The organism is Streptococcus mitis, from assembly GCF_026782865.1.
Lineage (GTDB): Bacteria > Bacillota > Bacilli > Lactobacillales > Streptococcaceae > Streptococcus > Streptococcus mitis_CG.
On the sequence record NZ_JAKUXK010000001.1, the window covers coordinates 12,503 to 36,362 of the forward strand.

Consider the following 23,860-nt stretch of genomic DNA (forward strand, 5'->3'; position numbering starts at 1 on the left):
ATCTTATCAGGTAACAAGCTTATTACAAGAAAGGTAATAAACAACACCAATTTAAGTGTATATATCATAAAAACACCTTCTTTCCTACAATTATATTATAATACTTGATGTAAACGGATGCAAGAAATATGAGGTAATCAACTACGAAGAAATATAAGGTTGAAAGAGAGTAAAAAGCAGTATTTCTAGGCCTTAACTGTATCTATGATTTCTATCTTTTTAAGACAAGATTAACCCAAATCCACAACCTCAAAAAAGCGAATTTCAATCGAAATTCGCTTTTTTACAAAATATATTAGTATAAATTTGTATCTTAGTTCAAGTGCCAGATATCTTCGTTATACTGAGCGATTGTACGGTCAGATGAGAAGAATCCTGCTTTAGAAATGTTTACGATAACTTTATCCAACCATGCGTCACGGTCTTCGTAGTCAGCCAACATTTGCTCTTTCACTTTGATGTAGTCTTCCAAGTCAAGAAGAGTCATGAACCAGTCTTTGTTGATCAATTCATTGTAAAGACGTTCCAAGCGCTCTTTGTTTCCAGCTGCAAGAACTGCATCGCTAACGATGAAGTCAACCAATGGTTTGATAGCTTCACGAGCGTAGAATTCGCTTGATTTGTAAGCTGCTTTTTCGTAAAGGTCGATAACAGTTTCTGAATCTTCACCAAAGATGTAGATATTTTCGTCTCCAACCAACTCAGCGATTTCCACGTTAGCACCGTCCATAGTACCAAGAGTCAAAGCTCCGTTCAACATGAATTTCATGTTACCAGTACCTGAAGCTTCTTTAGAAGCAAGTGAGATTTGTTCTGAGATATCACATGCTGGGATAAGGAAGCTTGCTGCAGTAACGTTATAGTTTTCAACCATAACGACTTGCAAGTGTGGAGCTACTGCTGGATCGTTAGCAATAACTTCTGACATGCAAAGGATCAAGTGGATGATGTCTTGAGCGATTGTGTAGGCTGGAGCTGCTTTACCACCAAAGAAGATTGTGATTGGGCGAGCAGGGATGTTACCAGCTTTGATGTCAAGGTATTTGTGGATCACGTACAAAGCGTTCATTTGTTGGCGTTTGTACTCGTGAAGACGTTTGATTTGGATATCAAAGATAGAGTTTGTATTGATTTCCACACCTTGGTGTTCTTTCAAGTGACGAGCCAATTTACGTTTGTTGTGAGCCTTGATGCTTTCCAATTTTTCTTTGACAGCTGCTTTGTCTTCATAAGACAAGAGTTTTTCAAGCTCATCTGCTTCATGGTGCCAACCTTCTCCAATAATCTCATCCAAGTAGTGAGATAGTCTTGGGTTAGCATGCATGAGCCAACGACGGAAAGTGATACCGTTTGTTTTGTTGTTGAATTTTTCTGGGTAAAGGTCGTAGAAGGCTTTCAATTCAGAGTTCTTCAAGATTTCAGTGTGGAGCGCTGCTACCCCGTTAACGCTGTATCCGTAGTGGATATCCATGTGAGCCATGTGAACACGTCCGCTCTCATCGATGATTTGAACAGCTGGATCTTTGTATTCTGCTTTCACGCGACGATCCAATTCTTCGATGATTGGTACCAAGTGAGGAACCACTTCTTGCAAGAATTCAAGAGGCCATTTTTCAAGAGCTTCAGCAAGGATTGTGTGGTTAGTGTAGGCAGTCATGTTACGAACGATTGAGATTGCTTCGTCAAGCTCGATACCACGTGCAGTCAAAAGACGGATCAATTCAGGGATAACCATTGATGGGTGAGTATCGTTGATTTGGACAACTGCGTAGTCAGCAAGGTCATGCAAGTTGCTTCCTTTTTCGATTGCTTCGTCGATGATCAATTGTGCACCGTTTGAAACCATGAAGTATTGTTGGAAGATACGGAGCAACTCACCTTGACGGTCACTATCATCTGGGTAAAGGAAAAGAGTCAAGTTGCGAGCGATATCTGTCTTGTCAAAGTTGATACCGTCTTTAATGATAGAAGAATCAACTGAATCCAAGTCGAACAAACGCAAGCGGTTCTTCGTTTCTGTCTTGTAACCAGGAACATCAATATCATAAAGAGTTGATGTCAAAGTAAAGTGAGCAAATGGTACTTGGTAGCTACGGCTTGAGCGAACCAACCAGTTTTGCTCTGTCAACCATGCATTTGGAATTGTTTCTTGTTGATTATTTTTAAGAACTTGTTGGAAAAGACCGTAGTGGTAGTTAAGGCCAACACCGTCACCATTCAAACCAAGAGTAGCAATTGAGTCGATAAAGCAGGCAGCCAAACGTCCCAAACCACCATTACCAAGAGATGGTTCCAATTCAACTTCTTCAACTTCGATCAAGTCTTTACCTGCAGCTGCAAGTTCTTTTTTAACATCGTCGTAAAGACCAAGGTTGATCAAGTTGTTTGACAAGAGTTTACCAATCAAGAACTCAGCTGAGATATAGTAAACTTTCTTTTTACCAGTGTTGACTGGTTTTTGGCTGCTTGCAAGCTTGCTGTAGTTAAGAAGAGCAAGGTAAAGCTCTTCATTGCTACATTCTGCAATGGTTTTATTGTAACGATTTTGTACAAATTCTTGTAGTGATAACATGTTTAAGGTGTCTCCTGATATTGTATTATTTCTTTAATTCTACCAAATTTTCATTGATTCGGCGATAGATTGTTGTCAAGTCAAGCAAGCCTTCCTCGACAGCTGGTGTCAATTGATCTTCAGTCATACGCCAAGACCAGTTTCCACCAAGGGTAGATGGGAAGTTCATACGAGCTGCCTCATCCAATTCTAGCAAATCTTGCATAGTTGCAATTGCCATGAAGCTAACTGATGAAAAGACTGTACGAAGCATAGCATGTGGCACTGTTTCGTATTCTTTACGGTTAGTGTAGCGAGCCATGTATTCACGAGTCGCATCATCAATCTCGTTACGGTACCAACCAAGGACCGTATTGTTATCGTGTGTTCCTGTGTACATAACTGAGTTAGCAGGTGCCAAGTGTGGGCTATCGATGCTTTCGTCTTCTGGGTTGAATGCAAATTGAAGAATCTTCATTCCTGGGAAGCCAGTACGTTCACGCAATTCGATAACTTCGTCTGTCATGAAACCAAGATCTTCTGCGATGATGTTTAACTCACCAAGTTCTTCCTTAACGGCTGCAAAAAGCTTGTAGCCAGGACCTTTCACCCACTCACCAGGTGCTGCTGTATCGGAACCAGCAGGGATTTCCCAGTAAGATTCGAAGCCGCGGAAGTGGTCGATACGAACGATATCGTAGATTTTGAAGCTTTCACGCAAGCGTTCAATCCACCATTTGTAACCATCTTTGTCCATTGCTTCCCAGTCATAGATTGGGTTACCCCAAAGCTGACCAGTTGCAGAAAATTCATCTGGTGGGCATCCTGCGATGCAAGTCGCCTTACCGTTGACATCTGTCTTGAAGAGATGTGGATTTGCCCACATATCGCTTGAATCTTCCGCTACGTAGATTGGCATGTCTCCAACGATTTCGATGTGGTTGTCGTTAGCGTAAGCTTTCAATTTCAACCATTGTTGGAAGAAGAAGTATTGAGTCACACGGTGGTAAACCAACTTGTCTGCCAATTGCTCACGGTAGCTTTCAAGTGCTGAAGCTTTACGAGCACGAGCATCTGCATCTGGCCACTCAGTCCAAGCAAGATTGTCAAAATGCTCTTTGATAGCCATATACTCTGCAAAGAGTTCAAGCCATGATTGGTTATCTTGAGCAAATTTCTCAAAATCTTTAACATCTCCTACTTCCAAGAAACGTTTTACCGCTTTTTCTAAAAGAGGACGACGTGCATAGTAGATTTTCGCATAATCAACTTCAGACGCATCACTACCAAAGTCAACCCCTTCAAGATCATTTGCTTGCAACAAGCCTTGTTCCACCAAGATATCTAAATCGATAAAATGAGTGTTCCCTGCGAAGGCTGAGAAAGATTGGTAAGGAGAGTCTCCGTAACTAGTTGTTCCTAGTGGAAGGATTTGCCAGTAACGTTGTTTTGTGCGAACCAAGAAATCAACGAAGTCGTAAGCACTTTTACCAAATGATCCGATTCCGTATGCTCCTGGAAGAGAAGAAATGTGCATCAACACACCACTTTGACGTTTTTTCATAATAAGCACCTCATGTGTTTATAGTTAGATATTACATTTTTACGAACGCAAACGTTTGCGCTATGATTAGTATATCTCATTTTCTTGATAAATGCAAGCGGTTTTAAATAACTTTTTTGATTATTTTTTAAAAATTTTTTCTTCTTACTCGTATATATATTCTTTCAGTAAAGAAACAAAATAAGAATAAGGGTTTCACTTATCTTACTTAAACAAAAATAAAGTGAGAATGCTCTCTGCTTTCCATTTGTAAATTAGGCAATCGTTTTCTCAACTTTTTTTAAATTTAAAACAAAACCAATTTTGGGGATTTTCTACTATTATATGACGATGAAGCGTTTACTTTTTTTACAATTTTTTTACAATTTTTTTAGGAATTTTTACAAAAAACACTTGCAACCGCTTTCTAAATGTGCTATACTAGTCCCATAAAGGAAAACGTTTGCGTTTCCTCATTATAAAATTTGTTATTCTTTAGGAGGAATACACTATGTCATCTAAATTCATGAAGAGCGCTGCTGTGCTTGGAACTGTTACACTTGCTAGCTTGCTTTTGGTAGCTTGCGGAAGCAAAACTGCTGATAAGCCTGCTGATTCTGGTTCATCTGAAGCGAAAGAAATCACTTTCTACGTTGAAGATCAATATAAAGCATTTGCTGAATCAGCTGCAAAAGCTTACGAAAAAGAAGCTGGCGTAAAAGTGACTATCAAAACCGGAGACCAAATGGGTGGTCTTGACAACCTTTCTCTAGATAACCAATCTGGTAAAGCTGCTGACGTTATGATGGCACCATACGACCGTGTAGGTAGCCTTGGTACTGACGGACAGCTTTCAGAAGTTAAATTGAGCGACGGCGCTAAAACAGATGATAAAACTAAATCTCTTGTAACAGCTGCTGACGGTAAAGTTTACGGTGCTCCTGCCGTTATCGAGTCACTTGTTATGTACTACAACAAAGACTTGGTAAAAGAAGCTCCACAAACATTTGCTGACTTGGAAAACCTTGCTAAAGATAGCAAATACGCATTCGCTGGAGAAGATGGAAAAACTTCTGCTTTCCTAGCTGACTGGACAAACTTCTACTTTGCATACGGACTTCTTGCTGGTAACGGCGGTTACGTATTCGGACAAAACGGTAAAGACGCTAAAGACATCGGTCTTGCCAACGACGGCGCTATCAAAGGTGTAGAGTACGCTAAATCTTGGTATGAAAAATGGCCTAAAGGTATGCAAGATACTGAAGGAGCTGGAAACCTAATCCAAACTCAATTCCAAGAAGGTAAAACAGCTGCTATCATCGATGGACCTTGGAAAGCTAAAGCCTTCAAAGACGCTAAAGTAAACTACGGTGTTGCAACTATCCCAACTCTTCCAAACGGAAAAGACTACGCAGCATTTGGTGGTGGTAAAGCTTGGATCATCCCATCAAGCACTAAGAACCTTGAAGCTGCTCAAAAATTTGTAGACTTCCTTGTTTCAACTGAAGAACAAAAAGCCTTCTACGATACAACTAACGAAATCCCAGCTAACACTGAAGCTCGTTCATACGCTGAAGGTAAAAATGATGAGTTGACAACAGCTGTTATCAAACAGTTCAAGAACGCTCAACCAATGCCAAACATCTCTCAAATGTCAGCAGTTTGGGATCCAGCTAAAACAATGTTATTTGAAGCTGTAAGTGGTAAGAAAGATGCTAAGACAGCTGCAAACGATGCTGTAACATTGATCAAAGAAACAATCAAACAAAAATTTGGTGAATAAAAAATTTGTTCAAGGGGGGTGGAATTCAAATCCCCCTTTGAATTTATCAATAGAAAACATATATAGTTTAGGTTTTAATTAGAAACCAGTATCCTATGAAAGGAGTTATTATGGAAAAGCAACAACCTAGTAAAGCAGCACTGTTGTCTATCATTCCTGGGTTAGGACAGATTTACAATAAACAAAAGGCCAAAGGTTTTATCTTCCTTGGTGTAACCATCGTATTTGTCCTTTATTTCCTAGCACTTGCAGCCCCTGAATTGAGCAATCTCATCACTCTTGGTGACAAGCCAGGTCGTGATAATTCCCTCTTTATGCTGATTCGTGGTGCCTTCCATTTAATCTTTGTAGTTGTTTATGTACTCTTTTATTTCGCAAATATCAAAGATGCACATACAACTGCCAAACACATTAATAATGGTATTCCAGTAGCACTTACCTTTAAAGAAATGGTCAAAGGAATCTATGAGAATGGTTTCCCTTACCTCTTGATCATTCCATCTTACATTGCCATGACTTTTGCGATTATCTTCCCAGTTATCGTAACCTTGATGATCGCCTTTACCAACTACGACTTCCAACACTTGCCACCAAACAAATTGTTGGACTGGGTTGGTTTGACCAACTTTACAAACATTTGGAGCTTGAGTACCTTCCGTTCTGCCTTTGGTTCTGTTCTTTCTTGGACTATCATTTGGGCTTTATCTGCCTCAACTTTACAGATCGTGATTGGTATCTTCACAGCTATCATTGCTAACCAGCCATTTATCAAAGGAAAACGTATCTTTGGTGTTATTTTCCTTCTTCCTTGGGCTGTCCCAGCCTTCATAACTATCTTGACATTCTCAAACATGTTTAATGATAGTGTCGGTGCTATCAACACTCAAGTCTTGCCGATCTTTGCTAAATTCCTTCCTTTCCTTGATGGTGCTCTTATTCCTTGGAAAACAGACCCTACTTGGACAAAGGTTGCCTTGATTATGATGCAAGGTTGGCTTGGATTCCCATACATCTACGTTTTGACTTTAGGTATCTTACAATCTATTCCTAACGACCTTTACGAAGCAGCTTATATTGACGGTGCTAATGCTTGGCAAAAATTCCGCAACATCACTTTCCCAATGATCTTGGCTGTTGCAGCACCTACTCTGATTAGCCAATACACCTTCAATTTTAACAACTTCTCTATCATGTACCTCTTCAATGGTGGAGGTCCTGGTAGTGTCGGAGGGGGAGCTGGTTCAACTGATATCTTGATCTCATGGATTTACCGTTTGACAACAGGTACATCTCCTCAATACTCAATGGCGGCAGCTGTTACCTTGATTATCTCTATCATTGTCATCTCAATCTCTATGATCGCATTCAAGAAACTACACGCATTTGATATGGAGGACGTCTAAGATGAATAACTCAATTAAACTCAAACGTAGACTGACTCAAACCCTTACTTACCTCTACTTAATTGGCCTATCAATCGTGATTATCTATCCACTTTTGATTACCATCATGTCAGCCTTTAAAGCAGGTAACGTCTCAGCCTTTAAACTAGATACTAATATCGACCTCAATTTTGATAACTTTAAAGGCCTCTTCACTGAAACCTTGTACGGTACTTGGTACCTCAACACTTTGATTATTGCCTTAATTACTATGGCTGTTCAAACAAGTATTATCGTACTTGCTGGTTATGCTTATAGCCGTTACAATTTCTTGGCTCGTAAACAAAGTTTGGTCTTCTTCTTGATTATCCAAATGGTGCCAACAATGGCCGCTTTGACAGCCTTCTTCGTTATGGCGCTTATGTTGAACGCCCTTAACCACAGCTGGTTCCTCATCTTCCTCTACGTTGGTGGTGGTATCCCAATGAATGCTTGGCTCATGAAGGGCTACTTCGATACAGTGCCAATGTCTCTAGACGAATCTGCAAAACTAGACGGTGCAGGACACTTCCGTCGCTTCTGGCAAATTGTTCTTCCGCTTGTTCGCCCAATGGTTGCCGTACAAGCTCTCTGGGCCTTCATGGGACCTTTCGGAGACTACATCCTCTCTAGTTTCTTACTTCGTGAGAAAGAATACTTTACTGTTGCCGTTGGTCTCCAAACCTTCGTTAGCAATGTGAAAAACATGAAGATTGCCTACTTCTCAGCAGGAGCTATCCTCATCGCCCTTCCAATCTGTATTCTCTTCTTCTTCCTACAAAAGAACTTTGTTTCAGGACTTACAAGTGGTGGCGACAAGGGATAATCTATCCCCGCCACCCTTTTTCATTTTGGAGCTTGTGACTATAAAACTATCTTGAAGCAAGCAATTTGTCTCCTAGACTTGAAATAAAGCACATTTCTCTATATAATAATACTCATATAGAAAACACCTTTTAGAAAGATACAAATGCTTCCATATCCATTTTCATATTTTTCAAGTATTTGGGGATTTCGTAAGCCCCTGTCCAAACGTTTTGGGCTCAACTGGTTTCAACTGCTCTTCACCAGTATCTTCCTCATCAGCTTGTCTATGGTACCCATTGCCATCCAAAACAGCTCCCAGGAGACTTATCCGCTAGAAACCTTTATCGATAATGTCTATGAACCATTGACAGATGAGGTTGTCCAGGATCTATCTGAACATGCTGCAATTGTTGATGGTAAATTAACTTATACAGGAACAGCTAGTCAAGTCCCTTCTCTTTTAATCGGTCCAAGTCAAAGCAAGGAATTACCTAAGGACTTGCAACTGCATTTCGATACGAATGAGCTAGTCATCAGCAAGGAAAGTAAAGAACTGACCCGTGTCTCTTACCGAGCGATTGATACTGAGAGTTTCAAAAACAAAGACAGCTTGACCCAAGCCATTTCTAAAGACTGGTACCAGCAGAATCGTGTCTATATCAGTCTCTTTCTAGTTCTCGGTGCCAGCTTCCTCTTTGGTTTAAATTTCTTTATCGTCTCTCTAGGAGCGAGTCTTCTCCTTTATATCACTAAAAAATCACGCCTCTTTTCATTTAGGACCTTTAAAGAGTGCTACCATTTTATCTTGAACTGTTTAGGATTACCAACTATGATTACGCTTATTTTGGGACTATTTGGCCAAAATATGACAACCCTCATCACTATACAAAACATTCTTTTTGTTCTATACCTGGTCACTATTTTTTATAAAACGCATTTCCGTGATCCAGATTACCATAAATAGGAGATTTTTATGCCCGTTACGATTAAAGATGTGGCCAAGGCTGCTGGTGTTTCACCTTCAACCGTAACCCGTGTTATTCAAAACAAATCAACCATTAGCGACGAAACAAAAAAACGCGTTCGCAAAGCTATGAAGGAGCTTAATTACCACCCCAACCTCAACGCTCGTAGCTTGGTAAGTAGTTATACCCAAGTTATCGGCTTGGTCCTTCCTGACGATTCAGACGCCTTCTATCAAAATCCTTTCTTCCCATCTGTCCTCCGTGGTATCGCCCAAGTTGCTTCTGAAAACCACTATGCTATTCAGATTGCAACAGGTAAAGATGAAAAAGAACGCCTTAAAGCGATTTCACAGATGGTTTACGGCAAACGTGTGGATGGTTTGATTTTCCTTTATGCCGAAGAGGAAGATCCCTTGGTCAAGCTGGTCGCTGATGAGCAGTTCCCCTTCCTCATCTTAGGAAAATCCATTTCACCCTTTATCCCTCTTGTTGACAACGACAATGTCCAAGCTGGTTTTGATGCAACCGAATATTTCATCAAAAAAGGCTGCAAACGAATTGCCTTCATTGGAGGGACTAAGCGACTCTTCGTAACACAAGATCGTTTAACAGGCTATGAGTCCGCACTCAAGCAATACAAACTGCCTCTTGATGACAATCTGACCTACTTTGCAAATGAATTTCTAGAGGAAAAAGGATATCAATTTAGTAAACTCCTCTTTCAGCATGACCCACAAATCGATGCTATCATCACAACCGATAGCCTCCTAGCCGAAGGGGTCTGTGACTATATCGCTAAGCACCAACTGAATGTCCCTGTTCTCAGCTTTGACTCAGTCAATCCCAAACTCAACTTGGCAGCCTATGTTGATATCAATAGCCTAGAACTTGGTCGTGTTTCTCTTGAAACCATCCTCCAGATTATCAACGATGCTAAAAGCAATAAACAAATTTGTTATCGCCAGTTAATCGCCCACAAAATTATCGAAAAATAAAAACCAGCTCGCGCTGGTTTTTTTAGTTACTAATTATCTGTTTCAACGAACCGTCCCAAAATATGAACATTCTCCGAGACAGAGACAAAGGCGCTTGGATCCACCTGTTTCATAATCTGTTTAAATTCATTAAACTCTGCACGTGTAATGACAGTGATTAAAACTGCCTTTCTTTCGTGATTATAGGTTCCTTCTGCATCGTGGATCATGGTTGCTCCGCGGTGCAACTTTTTATGGATTTTTTCAATTACCTTCTCTGGATGATTGGTCACAATCATGGCCTGCATCCGTTTTTGCTTGGTAAAGACAGCGTCTGTCACACGGCTAGAGACAAAGATGGTAATCATAGAGTAGAGAGCGTATTTCCAACCAAAGGTCAAACCAGCTATCAGCATGATAGTCCCATTTACCAAGAAAGAAATACTACCAACATTCTTACCCGTTTTCTTGCGAATGGTCAGGCTGACGATATCCGTCCCACCACTGGAGATATTGTTGCGAAGAGCAAAACCAATCCCCAAGCCCATGACAACACCCCCAAAAAGGGCATTGATAATGGGATCCTCCGTCAAGGTCGCCACAGGGACAAACTGGATAAAGAAGGAACTCATGGATACCGTTATAAAGGTAAAGACCGTGAACTTATGCCCAATCTGATACCAAGCTAAAACCATCAAAGGAAAATTAATGGCGTAGAAGGTCAGCGAAATCGGAATATGAAAACCAAACCAGTGATTACTCAAGGCAGAGATAATCTGTGCCAGACCTGTCGCACCACTCGAATACACATGTCCTGGTTGGAAAAAGAAATTGACCGCTACTGCTGATAAAAAACCATAGACCAGAGAGGCCGAAATTTTTTCGTCATACTTTTCTCGGGAGATGCTTTGTAAGACACGTAAAATTTTTATCTGATAAGCAAAGCGGCGCAGATAATAGCGCCACCGCTTAATTCGTTTTGCTTGTTTCATCTTCTTCTACTTGTAAGCTGAGTTCCTCTAGTTGTTTGAGAGCTACTGTTGAAGGAGCTTGTGTCATTGGATCACTTGCCTTGTTGTTCTTAGGAAAGGCAATGACTTCACGGATATTTTCTTCTCCTGCAAGCAACATTACAAATCGGTCAAGCCCGATAGCCAAGCCACCGTGTGGTGGGAAACCATAGTCCATGGCTTCAAGAAGGAAACCAAACTGGTCATTTGCTTCTTCGGCTGAGAAACCAAGAGCCTTGAACATGCGTTCTTGAAGGTCTTTTTGGTTGATACGAAGGCTACCACCACCAAGCTCATAACCGTTCAAGACGATATCGTAAGCAATGGCACGAACCTTAGCCAAATCACCTTCTAATTCGTGAGCTGTTTCTTCCTGTGGAAGAGTAAACGGATGGTGGGCGCTCATGTAGCGACCTTCTTCTTCAGACCATTCAAACATTGGCCAATCAACCACCCAAAGGAAGTTGAATTTATCGTTATCAATCAAGCCAAGCTCTTTGGCAATACGTCCACGAAGGGCACCAAGAGTTGCATTGGCCACTTCAAGCGTATCCGCTACAAAGAGGACCAAGTCCTTATCTTTAAGATCAAGCGCTGTTGTCAATTCTGCTTGGATGCCTGTCAAGAACTTGGCAACTGGTCCATTTAATTCTCCATCAACAACCTTAACCCAAGCAAGACCTTTGGCACCATACTGTTTGGCTACTTCGGTCATCTTGTCTATGTCTTTACGTGAATAGTTGTCCGCAGCGCCTTTGACCACAATGGCTTTTACAGCAGGTGCTTCTGAAAAGACTTTAAAGTCTACACCTTTGACCACTTCTGTCAAGTCCTGAAGCAACATGTCAAAACGAGTATCAGGTTTATCAGAACCGTAAAGAGCCATCGCATCATCGTATTTCATACGAGGGAATGGAAGCGTCACTTCGATGCCTTTAGTTTCCTTCATGACACGCGCAATCAATCCTTCTGTGATATCTTGGATTTCTTGCTCAGTAAGGAAAGACGTTTCCAAGTCGACCTGAGTGAACTCAGGCTGGCGGTCACCACGCAAGTCCTCGTCACGGAAACATTTGACGATTTGGTAGTAACGGTCAAAACCTGCATTCATCAAGAGTTGTTTCGTGATTTGTGGACTTTGAGGAAGCGCGTAAAAATGCCCTTTATTAACACGAGATGGCACCAAGTAGTCACGCGCCCCTTCAGGAGTTGATTTAGAAAGGAATGGTGTCTCCACGTCGATAAACTCCAACTCATCCAAGTAGTTGCGGATAGAGTGGGTCACCTTAGCACGAAGTTTGAGATTTTCCAACATTTCTGGACGACGAAGGTCAAGATAACGGTAACGCAAACGTGTATCGTCATTGGCCTCAATGCCATCTTTAATCTCAAATGGTGTTGTTTTAGCTGTATTAAGCACTGTCAGAGCTGTCACGTTTAACTCAACTGCACCAGTTGGTAACTTATCATTGGCTTGCTCACGCGCAGCGACCTGACCAGTCACCTCGATAACAAATTCGCTACGAAGGCTTTCAGCTGTTGCCATAACCTCTGCAGATACTTTTTCAGGATTGATAACCAACTGCATAATTCCTTCACGGTCACGAAGGTCGATAAAGATCAAACCACCCAAGTCACGACGACGGCCAACCCATCCTTTCAAGGTCATTTCTTGTCCGATGTGTTCCTCACGAACACGACCAGCATACATACTACGTTTCATTGTTTCTCTCCTCTTTTATTCTGTTACTATTTTACCATAAAAGCGCAGGCTCTTCATGAAAATCATCAGAAAAGTTTGCCAGTCTTTAAAAATCAAGTGAAGACTCAAAAATTGACGCCCATACAAAAATCCGATGAAGTTCACCGGACTCTTTTATTTTGAATTTTTGCCTGCTTTACGCTTTTCAGCAATTTCGGCTGCCTTTCGAGGCAAGACAATCTCCGTTGTGTAAGCTGTCCCAAAGCGCAAGACACCTGCAATAGGGGCAAAGACAACTGCTAGATAGTTGTAGAAGAAATCTCCCTTGAAAGCATAAGCTAGCGCTCCAATGATGAAAAATAGAACAACTGCTTGAATCACTGCTAATAAAATTACTCGTTTCATGTGACCTCCTGACTCTATTATAGCATGAGAATCATCAAAAAGCCGACTAAATTATTCAAAGCGTGGAGAGAAATACTGTAGACCAGACCTTTTCTGCTAATATAAGCCAAGCCCAAACTAAAACCAAGGCTAAAATAGACAAAAAATTGTTGCACATCACCTGGGAAATGAATCAAGGCAAACAGAACACTGGATACCAGAAGAAAAATCAGAGTTTGTTTACTATTGTCCTGCTTAGGAAAGAGGTCGCGTGCTAACATCCCTCTAAAGATAAGTTCTTCCGTCAAAGGAGCAAAAATAACGACCGCAAAGAATGAGAAAAGTGGTTGAGACAAGGTCAAGTCTATCGCTATTTGCTGATTTACTGAAGGATCATTTGGCAAGAAAAACTGGACAACCAGAGATAAGAACCAAACCAGAGCAGGAAGCCAAATAAATCGGTTGAAGCCACTCTTCTCAATATGAACAGGACCTTTCTGATACCATTTGTAAACGCCGTACACATAAACTCCAGCCAAGGCTACATAGAGTAGGGTAACAGCATAGGGTGAAGCACCTAAGGCAAGCGACGTAGTCGCGAGCACCTGAATGAAGCCATAGATGAATAAAAAGGATAGAATGGCTAGAAGAAACCAGCCAAGGTTTTTAAGTAGTTTCATAAAGTTCTCCTATCTTGCTTTATAGCTGTTTTTCAATACAATGAGGTTTGCTATTCCTAATACAAGTACCCAGGCAAGTAACATACCGATGTTAGAAAAAGATATTTCTCCACCTTTTTTATTTAAAAGATTTACAATAGGACCAACGAACGAGTAATCCAACACTTTTTGAACCGTATCATTTTGAGAAGCAATCATAGGTAAAAAAGAGACAATTAACATAGGGAAGATACTATAAACTTGCGCTTTAGATTGAGTATCTGACACCGCACCGATTAGAAGGTTGAGAAAAATAATACTAATCGTTGCTAGGAGCAAATAGATAACGTAGGCAAATAAATAACCTGATAGATCTACTTTAAGATAGATGGGAAGCACAATCATAGCAAGTAACATTATCAGAATAGGGAGAACGAGCATACTGAAAGTATATTCTGTTGCTGTCACACCACTTAGGAGGAGTGATTTAAGATTTCGTTTTTCCTTATCTTCTGCCATCATAATCGATACCATATAACCACTTCCCATGCTCAAGACCATCGTCAAGCTAGCAGATAGAAAAAATAGGCTCAATTGTCCATTCTTATTTAAAAATTCATTATATAAAACAGTCAGTCCAAAAGGCAACAATAGAGTCGCCAACAAAGATGAATTGCTAATAAGGACTTGTAATCTTAACCATAGTAGGGCATTTAATTTTCTAAACATCTAACTTTTCTCCTGTCAATCTGATAAAGATTTCTTCTAAAGTTGGCTCACAAGAGTGAACCACCATCAAATCTGTCGTGTCTAATTGTGGTAATTCTTCAAATGGAACTATCTGTTCTCGTCCATCTTTATAAACTACACGTACTTTCTTATCCACATGATACTTCTGGATAATATCTTGCGGACTTCCATACTCTATTAAATTTCCCTTATTCAAAAGAGATAAGCGATCACAAAGCAGAGTTGCTTCATGCATATCATGCGTGGTCAAAAAGATAGTTGTCCCCGCCTGCTTTAATTCTTGAAGTAGGGTATGAATCATCTTAGATGTTGTAGGGTCTAAGCCACTGGTTGGCTCATCTAGAAAGAGAATCTTAGGAGCATTCAGAAGGGCACGGGCCAAGAACATTCGTTGTTTCATTCCTGTAGATAACTTTTCTGCGATAATATCTTTAGCATCTGCCAATCCAACCTGTTGGAGCACCTGATTTACTCTATCTGACTTGAGACCATATAGCTTAGCATAGATGAGCAGATTTTTGTAAAGACTCATCTTTTCATAAAAACCACTGCCATCACTAACTATACCAATTTGTTCCAAATCATTTGAAGTTAAATCTTGAGAATTCTTGCCTAACAAAATTGTGTTACCTTGATCTGCAGCCAACTGACCTGTTAAGACATTGATCATGGTTGTTTTACCTGAGCCAGAAGGTCCAAGAAAACCAAAGATTTCACCCTCCTTAATCTCAAAAGAAATCTGATGAAGAGCCTTTTTGCTCCCAAAACTTTTGCTTACATTTTCAACACGAATCATAGAAACTCCTTTATTTGAAATAACGTTTTACCATAGGTAACTGCATCACATTGATATAAATATGGATTGCTCCTACAAGCAAGAAGGCTAGTAACTGAATCTCTCCTGTCAGTAAGGAAAAGAGAGCAATCAGAAAGTACAAAACTGGCAAGACATAGTTATTTAATTGGAATAAAATCCGAAAACTCTGTTCCAAATTAGCCTTGCGCTCCCCTTCATCATAAGAATCGAAATGGTCCAAGATATCCTTTGGTGTAGAGAAAAATACTAAATCAAACTGACGAACAATCGCAATGGTCTTAAAAAGATATTTTTGAGCATTTAAAACTAACACTAATCCCAAAAAGGAAAGGGATAAGGTTATATGGCTTATATCGAGTACAATTACTTCACTTCCTGAAATGAAGAGAGCCAATAAAATCGCTACGCTTGCACTATTAAAAGCAATAGTTCCAAACTCGAGATTCCGATACATCTGCACATAATAGTTTTCATTCAGATCATCATCCATTTCCTCTTGATACAAGGAGTGAAATTTTCTGCTCTTCTTTAGGAAATTGAAAGTCAAAAGAATGCTAATGAAACCTAATACTAAACAAATAGCTGATATCCATGGTATCCAAATTTTTACATCTAACATAATTGCGTGGGATTCAGCACGTGCCTTAAACATCCCTACAAACATGCCCAAGAAACCTCCCAAGACAATAGACATCAAAAATAATAACAATCCACGGTTCTTTTTCATATTCATTCTCCTTTTTCACTTGCTAGATTTTTGGATTTCTTTTCAATCCATTCAATTACTGGGATGAGGGCAAAGTAGGCCCAAATAAATTGGTCGCTGTAATAGAGATCAAACCATCCTAGATTTGTTCCAATTAGTAGACACAGGCTGACTAATAAAGCTATGGCAACTACATAATAAATCACTTTATACTTGTTCATCACTCATCCTCCTCTAAGCGAAATACCGATTCGACTGTTTCGTTGAAAATCTGAGATATTTTCAAGGCAATCACAACGGACGGAGTGTATTCGTCTCGTTCTAATAGGCTAATAGTCTGTCTGGAAACCTCTGCTAGCTTGGCTAGTTCGGTTTGATTGAGGCCATCGCGAGCCCGCAGCTCTTTTAGACGATTTTTTAGTTGCATGTTACACACCTACTTTCCGTCAAATTCAACGGTTTGGATATCCTCAATGCGTTGTAGTTTGAATTTTTCTTTTCCCTTTTTATCAACACGGCGTAGCTTGACCCATTCCTCATCAACATCCACAACTTCCCAGTTGTCTGTTCCAAACACTTGTCCAACGATTGTTGGTTTTTTCCCAATCAATTCTTTTAATAATCTTGACATTTCTTTATTTCCTTTCTGTTTTTGCTCAATTCTTTTGATTTTATTCTCCAGTTTCTTGACCTTTTGGGAATGGTAGATATAATACATAATCACAAGAGGTACAAATCCTAATGCCCACATAATCGTTCCTTTCTCCTTTTCTCTTAACTTGAATTTATTGTAACACATCTTTTTCTTTTTGACAAGCATATTTGTCAAAAAGTTTATGATTTTTGTCATTTTGCAAAAGAAAAAGGTCAGGAGTAGGTTCCTGACCAGTTTTTCTACTATTAAAATCCTAATTTTTCAAAGATTTCTGAGAAGTTTTGACTGATTGTCTCAAGTGACACTTGCACTTCTTCTCGGGTTTGGTTGTTCTTAACCGTTACTTGTCCGCTTTCGACTTCGCTCTCTCCTAGGGTGATGAGGGTCTTAGCCGCAAAGACATCGGCTGACTTGAACTGAGCTTTGAGCTTACGGTTGAGGTAATCACGCTCTGCTTTGAAACCTTGTTGGCGAAGGGCTTGTACCAACTCCAAGGCCTTGACATTTGCCCCTTCTCCCAAGACTGTGATATAGACATCTAGGGCGTTTTCGATAGGGAGGGCCACACCTTGCTTTTCAAGAATGAGAAGCAGACGCTCTACACCAAGTCCAAAACCAAAGCCAGCAGTCTCAGGGCCACCAAAGTAGGCAACCAAACCATCGTAACGACCACCCGCACAGACTGTCAAGTCATTGCCCTCAATCTCTGTGATAAACTCGAAAATGGTGTGGTTGTAGTAGTCCAGACCACGCACCATATTGGTATCGATGATATAGTCTACTCCAAGATTTTCCAACATCTGACGCACAGCATCAAAGTGTGCTTGGCTTTCTTCATCAAGGAAATCCAAGATAGACGGTGCATTCTCTACAGCCACCTTGTCTTCTTTTTCCTTAGAGTCCAAGACACGAAGAGGATTTTCCTCCAAACGACGTTGGCTATCCTTAGACAAGGTCTCCTTGAGCGGTGTCAAATAGTCAATCAAGGCTTGACGGTAGGCCGCACGACTCTCAGGATTCCCAAGAGTGTTAAGATGTAATTTGACACCTTGGATACCGATTTCTTTCAAGAAATGGGCCGCCATCGCGATTGTTTCCACATCGGTAGCTGGATTGCTAGATCCAAAACACTCAACACCAATCTGGTGGAACTGGCGCAAACGCCCTGCCTGTGGACGCTCATAACGGAACATAGGGCCCATGTAGTAGAACTTACTTGGCTTTTGCACTTCTGGAGCGAAAAGTTTATTTTCCACATAGGAACGGACAACTGGCGCTGTTCCTTCTGGACGGAGGGTAATATGACGGTCACCCTTGTCATAGAAATCGTACATTTCCTTGGTTACGATATCCGTTGTGTCTCCGACAGAGCGACTGATAACCTCGTAGTGCTCAAAAATAGGCGTGCGCACTTCTGCGTAGTTATAGCGCTTGAAAATTTCACGGGCAAAGCCCTCAACGTACTGCCACTTGGCAGATTCAGCAGGTAAAATATCCTGCGTTCCTTTTGGTTTTTGTAATTTCATAGGGAATCCTCTTTAAACTTAATAGTCTTATTTTACCATAAATAGAGGGATTAAGACAGTATGAAAAAAATTAGGATTTAGATATCATTTTTGAGATTAATAACTGTCAAAAGAATAGCTAGCAAGGAAAGACCAACAAATAGCATCCAAGTCAACTGTATATTCCATACAGCTACAAGTGAAAAACAGGCTGTTCCCACAGGTATGGATAAGGTAAACAAGAGACCTAAAAAATTACTGGTACGAGCTAGAACATCTGGAGCTAGATTTTTCATGAGCAGGGCACTAATCTTTGGTGAAACTTTACCAGACACATACAGAGTTAAAAAGAGAAATAGCAAACCAAGCACGACTTGATTGAATACGTTAGCCAGACCAATTAGACTGAGTCCTATGGTCGCCCACATCATCAATCTAGGCAAGGACTGCTTCCCAAAATAATCATTGCCCGTAAGGCTACTGATGATGACTGCTACTAAAGAACAGACTTGACTGATAAATAGTGCCTCTGTGTAAGAAAAGTCCAAAAGAGAATGGCTCAAAAAGAAGATATTGTAGATGCCTCCTAAGGAACCACCCAAGGCATTGATAAGTAAGACAGCAAAGATCATGAATCCAAAGTTTTTCTGTCCACCTTTAAGAAAAACGAGGCGTAAATTTCGATAAATTGTTAGGAACTGGTCTTTGATAGAAAGCTTCTCATTTTTTAGGTTTTCACCATCAGCAGATGACATTGACAGGCTCAATTTGCTTTTTCCTAAAAAGAGAATAGAGGCTGATACGAGGAAAAAGCAGGCATTGATTCCCGCAACGAGAGAAAAATTGTTGACCGATAGACCTAAGAGCCAAACTCCAAAAGCTTGACCACCAATAGCTGAAATATAGGTGATGAACTGGGAAAAAGAATAAGCTTCCATCAAATCCTCTTCAGCTACTTTTTCCTTAATGAGAGGCATGCGCAAGCCACCTGCAAAATCACTGATGACATCACTAATGACATTGATTAAACACAGGCTAGAAAAGGCAAAGAGACTAGCTTGCTGAACAACTAAAGCTGCTAGAAAAAATAAAATCGCCTGAAACAAACCACTATAGACCATCCATTTGACCTTGGCCCTCGTATAATCTGCCCGAATCCCTACAAAAACTGTAAAGAAAGTCGGAAGAATCATGACAATATTCGCCATAGCAACAGCAAAGGAGGCTTGTGGCAAGGTCGATGCATAGACGATAAATACCAGATTGAAAATTGAAGCACCAAAAGCATTGAAGAATCGTGACAAAGTCAAGAGTCGATAAGCTTGATTTCTAAACAATAGTTTCATAGGTAATCTCCCTTCTTGTTAGAAGTTTTATGTGAAGTATGACTATAGTATAGCACTTGGAAATTCTAGAGGAAAAACTTTTGAATATATGCAACAAACAAAATGAGCAAAAAGAAACGATAGAATCTCTCCAGTGACATGAGAGAGCTCAACAATTCTATCACTTAAAATTTCAAATAATTTTCTTAGTTTGCAGATATTCAACAATCGGTCGTTTTTCTATAGTATTCGGCAGATTTATTACAGCCGAGCATCTCAAAAATACGGACAGCATTCTCCATCTTTTTCTGGCCTTCCTTGACTCTACCTTGCTTGCTATCAAGGAGACCTTCCGCCCACAAATAGACAGTTCGGAAATAGGTTTCATTTTCATTGTAGAAATGCTCTTTGATGACACGTTTAAAATAAGAGGCATTGGTAAATTCTTCACACTCAATGCTGGCTAAAAAGCCATTCAATAGTATAGTGTGAAAAAGGTTTCGATTACCAGACATTTCCATTAGAAAATCAGATTTACGTACCATTTCTCTAACATACCTAGTGAAAAGAGAAACAGATAGAAATGGTGAACTGACTGAAAATAAATTGAGTTCATAGATTCCCCAGATCTCGGTAGAAAACAAATAATCATGAAGGACTTTCCCTTCCTCTGCTGTTAACTCTACCGTATCATCCATGCTCTTCATATAAGACTTGATAAGAATGGCATTTAAAATATGTTTCTGTTTGTTTTGAGAATGGGCATGCTTTTGATACTCCCTGCGATACAAGTCCTCAAGCGGAGCTATATTCTTTGGATCCAAGACATCTATGATTTCTTTTCTCAACTCAGAATCTGTATCATAGTGAAAACTTCTCGCCAGAAAAAGGATTTCCTCCACACTGGCAGATATATTTTCCAAGGCAAATAGAAACTTTTCTACCGAAAGTTCACTCTGACCTGTTTCAAAGCGGGACAACATAGACGGCGAAAATTGTCCCCCAGTTGCTTGTCTCAGCGAGATATTTCTTGACTCTCGTAATTGTCTAAAGACTTTTCCAATCTGCTCCATAGGCTTCCCCTTGATTCAGTGTTTTCTTTATATTATCATATTTTTTCAGAAAATTCATCAAAAACTTGCCAAATTGTCAGAATTATGAGAAAATAGAGGATATTTATCACGTGGAGGGACTGTAATGAGAGACGATATCAAAATCAATGACCGTGCTTTGGCCTTGCAAGACCAAATTATCGAAAAACTAGAGAAGGTTTTTGATACAGATGTAGAATTGGATGTTTACAATCTAGGGCTGATTTATGAAATCAATCTGGATGAAACAGGTCTCTGCAAGATTGTCATGACCTTCACCGACACTGCCTGCGATTGTGCCGAAAGCCTGCCTATCGAAATCGTGGCAGGTCTGAAACAAATCGAGGGTATCGAAGATGTCAAGGTTGAAGTTACCTGGTCGCCTGCTTGGAAAATCACACGAATCAGTCGCTACGGCCGCATTGCCCTTGGACTGCCACCTCGTTAATACTCTTCAAAAATCTCTTCAAACCACGTCAGCGTCGACTTGTCGTAGGTATATGTTACTGACTTCGTCAGTTCTATCTGCAACCTCAAAACGGTGTTTTGAGCTGACTTCGTCAGTTCTATCCACAACCTCAAAACAGTATTTTGAGCGACCTGCGCCTAGCTTTCTAGTTTGCTCTTCGATTTTTATTGAGTATAAGCAGGCAAATCACTTTTGGAGATGAAAAGAAGCAAGCCGAGATTGGCTTGCTTTTTAAGTTTATTTTTTACCTGACTTGTCCATATTCCAGAAGTCTGTCACGGCTCCACGAGAAGCCGATGATACGATATGGGCATATTTACCGAGGACACCACGACTGTAAAGTGGTGGCAAGGTTGTTTCTGCCTTGCGTTTTTCAAGTTCTTCTTCAGATACGGCCATGGAAATTTCTTTGGTATCTTGGTCAACCGTAACGATATCACCTGTACGAAGGTAAGCGATTGGTCCACCATCCTGAGCTTCAGGAGCGATATGTCCAACAACCAGACCATAAGTACCGCCAGAGAATCGGCCGTCTGTCAAGAGGGCAACCTTGTCTCCTTGACCTTTACCAACAATCATTGATGAAAGTGACAGCATCTCAGGCATACCAGGACCACCTTTAGGTCCAACGAAACGAACAACGACTACATCGCCATCAACGATTTCATCTGTCAGAACGGCCTGAATCGCATCTTCTTCTGAGTCAAAGACTTTAGCTGGACCAACGTGACGACGCACTTTAACACCTGATACCTTAGCAACCGCACCGTCTGGTGCAAGGTTCCCGTTCAAGATGATAAGCGGACCATCTGCACGTTTTGGATTTTCAAGTGGCATGATGACTTTTTGACCTGGAGTGAGGTCTGCAAAGTCAGCCAAGTTCTCAGCGACAGTCTTACCAGTACATGTGATGCGATCTCCATGAAGGAAACCATTTGCCAGCAAGTACTTCATAACCGCAGGCACACCACCGACTTCGTAAAGGTCTTGGAAGACATACTGACCAGATGGTTTCAAGTCAGCCAAGTGTGGCACACGTTCTTGAATCGTATTGAAGTCCTCAAGAGACAAGTCAACATTGGCAGCATGGGCAATGGCAAGCAAGTGAAGAGTGGCATTTGTAGAACCACCGAGAGCCATAGTTACAGTGATGGCATCTTCAAAGGCTTCACGAGTCAAGATATCTGACGGTTTGAGACCGAGCTCCAACATCTTGACAACAGCACGTCCTGCTGCTTCGATGTCTTCTTTCTTGTCAGCTGATTCAGCTGGGTGAGATGAAGATCCTGGTAAACTCATACCAAGAACTTCGATAGCAGTCGCCATGGTATTAGCAGTATACATACCACCACAGCCACCAGGGCCAGGGCAGGCATTACATTCAAGACGTTTCACGTCCTCAGCTGTCATATCACCGTGGTTCCATTTTCCAATCCCCTCAAAGACAGAAACCAAGTCAATGTCTTTGCCATCAAGATTTCCCGGTGCAATAGTTCCACCATAGGCGAAAATGGCTGGAATATCCATATTAGCAATAGCAATCATAGAACCAGGCATGTTCTTGTCACAGCCACCGATAGCAACAAAGGCATCCACATTGTGACCACCCATAGCCGCCTCGATTGAGTCCGCAATGATATCACGAGATGTTAGAGAGAAACGCATACCAGGCGTTCCCATAGCAATCCCGTCCGCTACGGTAATGGTACCAAACTGCACAGGCCAAGCACCTGCCGATTTGACACCTTCTTTAGCTAATTTCCCAAAATCATGCAAGTGGATGTTACATGGTGTATTTTCCGCCCAAGTCGAAATTACCCCAACAATCGGTGTTTCAAAGTCCTTATCTGTCATACCAGTCGCACGAAGCATGGCACGGTTTGGTGATTTTACCATGCTGTCATAAATGCTACTGCGGTGACGTTTATCTAATTCAGTCATTTGTTCCCTCCCATTTCAGTTTTTACTATTATAGCACATTTTAAAAGCAATGAACAGAAGAAAATTCTTGAATTTTCAGAAAATTTCGATTAATTCAATTGAATGACTTCTAATTTTTTCATCTTTTTTTGTCAAGTAACTTTACTTTACAAAAAAAATGTGTTATCCTAGTATGGTTGATGAAAATCAGTAGATTGAATCGAATATAAATACCTAAAGGAGAAATCAAAATGGCAGTACCTGCACGTCGCACTTCAAAAGCGAAGAAAAACAAACGTCGTACACACTACAAAGTAACAGCTCCATCTGTAAACTTTGACGAAACTACTGGAGATTACTCACGTTCTCACCGTGTATCACTTAAAGGATACTACAAAGGACGTAAAATCGCTAAAGCTGCATCAGCTGAATAATAGAAGGGAGATACCATGCGCGTAAATATTACACTTGAACACAAAGAATCTGGTGAACGCTTGTACCTTACTTCTAAAAACAAACGTAACACTCCAGACCGTCTTCAATTGAAGAAATACTCACCAAAACTTCGCAAACACGTTGTGTTTACAGAAGTTAAATAAGGTTTCATTACATTTCAGTACATACTGAAAAACATTGATTTCATGCGATTTTTAAAACATTGAATTTCATTACAAATCATTTGAAATCAGTTCTATGGCAACCTTTTTGGCAACCTTTTTTGAAATAAAAAAGAAAGTCAACAATCGAAGAATGTAAAGTCCTAAGAATTTTCTAGGACTTTTTTCATTCCTAAAAATTGTTGGAATAGCGCAGTCTTTTCAAT

The 23,860-nt window shown here is 40.5% G+C and carries 24 protein-coding genes; 8 read left to right on the top strand and 16 right to left on the bottom strand.

Going from position 1 to position 23,860, the window contains the following annotated elements; genetic code table 11:
* Positions 1-313: 313 nt before the first annotated feature.
* Entirely contained in the window at positions 314-2,572 is a 2,259-nt protein-coding gene (gene glgP / locus MK482_RS00060; RefSeq protein WP_268717659.1) for a glycogen/starch/alpha-glucan family phosphorylase, read from the bottom strand.
* Positions 2,573-2,597: 25 nt separating this feature from the next.
* Complete coding sequence (malQ, locus tag MK482_RS00065) at positions 2,598-4,115, bottom strand: 4-alpha-glucanotransferase (RefSeq protein ID WP_261067225.1); 1,518 nt, start codon at positions 4,113-4,115, stop codon at positions 2,598-2,600.
* 490 nt (positions 4,116-4,605) lie between these two features.
* On the opposite strand from malQ, the gene MK482_RS00070 reads away from it, so the two are divergent.
* The 5 genes from MK482_RS00070 (at position 4,606) to MK482_RS00090 (ending at position 10,065) form a co-directional block, all read left to right on the top strand.
* Positions 4,606-5,877, top strand: coding sequence for an extracellular solute-binding protein (locus tag MK482_RS00070; RefSeq protein WP_268717660.1), 1,272 nt, complete (start codon positions 4,606-4,608; stop codon positions 5,875-5,877).
* 110 nt (positions 5,878-5,987) lie between these two features.
* The gene (locus MK482_RS00075) at positions 5,988-7,280 is read left to right on the top strand and encodes a sugar ABC transporter permease (RefSeq protein ID WP_000414955.1); all 1,293 of its coding nucleotides are present in this window, start codon (positions 5,988-5,990) and stop codon (positions 7,278-7,280) included.
* Position 7,281: 1 nt separating this feature from the next.
* Complete coding sequence (locus MK482_RS00080) at positions 7,282-8,124, top strand: sugar ABC transporter permease (protein ID WP_004236955.1); 843 nt, start codon at positions 7,282-7,284, stop codon at positions 8,122-8,124.
* A gap of 144 nt (positions 8,125-8,268) precedes the next feature.
* Entirely contained in the window at positions 8,269-9,069 is an 801-nt protein-coding gene (locus MK482_RS00085; RefSeq protein ID WP_268717661.1) for a DUF1189 domain-containing protein, read from the top strand.
* Positions 9,070-9,078: 9 nt separating this feature from the next.
* Positions 9,079-10,065: a LacI family DNA-binding transcriptional regulator gene (locus MK482_RS00090; protein WP_153220599.1), complete on the top strand. Its 987-nt coding sequence runs from the start codon at positions 9,079-9,081 to the stop codon at positions 10,063-10,065.
* A gap of 29 nt (positions 10,066-10,094) precedes the next feature.
* Here MK482_RS00090 and MK482_RS00095 read toward each other — a convergent pair whose 3' ends face one another.
* From MK482_RS00095 to MK482_RS00155, 13 genes are all read right to left on the bottom strand, one after another.
* The gene (locus MK482_RS00095) at positions 10,095-11,036 is read right to left on the bottom strand and encodes a YitT family protein (RefSeq protein ID WP_268717662.1); all 942 of its coding nucleotides are present in this window, start codon (positions 11,034-11,036) and stop codon (positions 10,095-10,097) included.
* Positions 11,014-12,777 carry an aspartate--tRNA ligase gene (aspS, locus tag MK482_RS00100; RefSeq protein WP_125852393.1) on the bottom strand — a complete coding sequence of 588 codons (1,764 nt, stop codon included), beginning with the start codon at positions 12,775-12,777 and terminating at the stop codon, positions 11,014-11,016. The genes MK482_RS00095 and aspS overlap by 23 nt, the downstream gene beginning before the upstream one ends.
* A gap of 153 nt (positions 12,778-12,930) precedes the next feature.
* Positions 12,931-13,161 (bottom strand): hypothetical protein, encoded by a 231-nt coding sequence (locus MK482_RS00105; protein WP_000832184.1) that lies wholly within the window; start codon positions 13,159-13,161, stop codon positions 12,931-12,933.
* Between the two features lie 17 nt (positions 13,162-13,178).
* The gene (locus tag MK482_RS00110; RefSeq protein WP_268717663.1) at positions 13,179-13,820 is read right to left on the bottom strand and encodes a CPBP family intramembrane glutamic endopeptidase; all 642 of its coding nucleotides are present in this window, start codon (positions 13,818-13,820) and stop codon (positions 13,179-13,181) included.
* A gap of 9 nt (positions 13,821-13,829) precedes the next feature.
* On the bottom strand, positions 13,830-14,528 hold the full coding sequence (locus MK482_RS00115; RefSeq protein ID WP_268717664.1) for an ABC transporter permease: 699 nt from the start codon (positions 14,526-14,528) through the stop codon (positions 13,830-13,832).
* Positions 14,521-15,345: an ABC transporter ATP-binding protein gene (locus tag MK482_RS00120; protein ID WP_268717665.1), complete on the bottom strand. Its 825-nt coding sequence runs from the start codon at positions 15,343-15,345 to the stop codon at positions 14,521-14,523. The genes MK482_RS00115 and MK482_RS00120 overlap by 8 nt, the downstream gene beginning before the upstream one ends.
* A 10-nt stretch (positions 15,346-15,355) precedes the next feature.
* A complete protein-coding gene (locus MK482_RS00125; protein ID WP_268717666.1) occupies positions 15,356-16,093 on the bottom strand; it encodes a DUF3169 family protein in 738 nt (245 codons plus the stop codon).
* A 2-nt stretch (positions 16,094-16,095) separates the two neighbouring features.
* Positions 16,096-16,293, bottom strand: a complete 198-nt coding sequence (locus MK482_RS00130; RefSeq protein ID WP_172925472.1) for a hypothetical protein — start codon at positions 16,291-16,293, stop codon at positions 16,096-16,098.
* Complete coding sequence (locus MK482_RS00135) at positions 16,293-16,499, bottom strand: helix-turn-helix transcriptional regulator (RefSeq protein ID WP_001176233.1); 207 nt, start codon at positions 16,497-16,499, stop codon at positions 16,293-16,295. Before MK482_RS00135 ends, MK482_RS00130 begins: the two co-directional genes overlap by 1 nt.
* Before the next feature lie 9 nt (positions 16,500-16,508).
* Positions 16,509-16,973: a hypothetical protein gene (locus tag MK482_RS00140; RefSeq protein ID WP_268717686.1), complete on the bottom strand. Its 465-nt coding sequence runs from the start codon at positions 16,971-16,973 to the stop codon at positions 16,509-16,511.
* Complete coding sequence (gene hisS, locus MK482_RS00145) at positions 16,973-18,253, bottom strand: histidine--tRNA ligase (RefSeq protein ID WP_268717667.1); 1,281 nt, start codon at positions 18,251-18,253, stop codon at positions 16,973-16,975. The genes MK482_RS00140 and hisS overlap by 1 nt, the downstream gene beginning before the upstream one ends.
* A 77-nt stretch (positions 18,254-18,330) precedes the next feature.
* Positions 18,331-19,578, bottom strand: coding sequence for a transporter (locus tag MK482_RS00150; RefSeq protein ID WP_268717668.1), 1,248 nt, complete (start codon positions 19,576-19,578; stop codon positions 18,331-18,333).
* Between the two features lie 200 nt (positions 19,579-19,778).
* A complete protein-coding gene (locus MK482_RS00155) occupies positions 19,779-20,630 on the bottom strand; it encodes a helix-turn-helix domain-containing protein (RefSeq protein ID WP_268717669.1) in 852 nt (283 codons plus the stop codon).
* A 124-nt stretch (positions 20,631-20,754) separates the two neighbouring features.
* Here MK482_RS00155 and MK482_RS00160 point away from each other — a divergent pair, with 124 nt between their 5' ends.
* The gene (locus tag MK482_RS00160) at positions 20,755-21,096 is read left to right on the top strand and encodes a metal-sulfur cluster assembly factor (protein ID WP_001204052.1); all 342 of its coding nucleotides are present in this window, start codon (positions 20,755-20,757) and stop codon (positions 21,094-21,096) included.
* Positions 21,097-21,354: 258 nt separating this feature from the next.
* Here MK482_RS00160 and ilvD read toward each other — a convergent pair whose 3' ends face one another.
* On the bottom strand, positions 21,355-23,058 hold the full coding sequence (gene ilvD, locus MK482_RS00165; protein WP_000137343.1) for a dihydroxy-acid dehydratase: 1,704 nt from the start codon (positions 23,056-23,058) through the stop codon (positions 21,355-21,357).
* Positions 23,059-23,288: 230 nt separating this feature from the next.
* Here ilvD and rpmF point away from each other — a divergent pair, with 230 nt between their 5' ends.
* Together rpmF and rpmG are read left to right on the top strand one after the other, a co-directional pair.
* Positions 23,289-23,471, top strand: coding sequence for a 50S ribosomal protein L32 (gene rpmF, locus MK482_RS00170; RefSeq protein WP_000290417.1), 183 nt, complete (start codon positions 23,289-23,291; stop codon positions 23,469-23,471).
* Between the two features lie 15 nt (positions 23,472-23,486).
* Complete coding sequence (gene rpmG, locus MK482_RS00175; RefSeq protein WP_001265622.1) at positions 23,487-23,636, top strand: 50S ribosomal protein L33; 150 nt, start codon at positions 23,487-23,489, stop codon at positions 23,634-23,636.
* Positions 23,637-23,860: the final 224 nt, after the last annotated feature.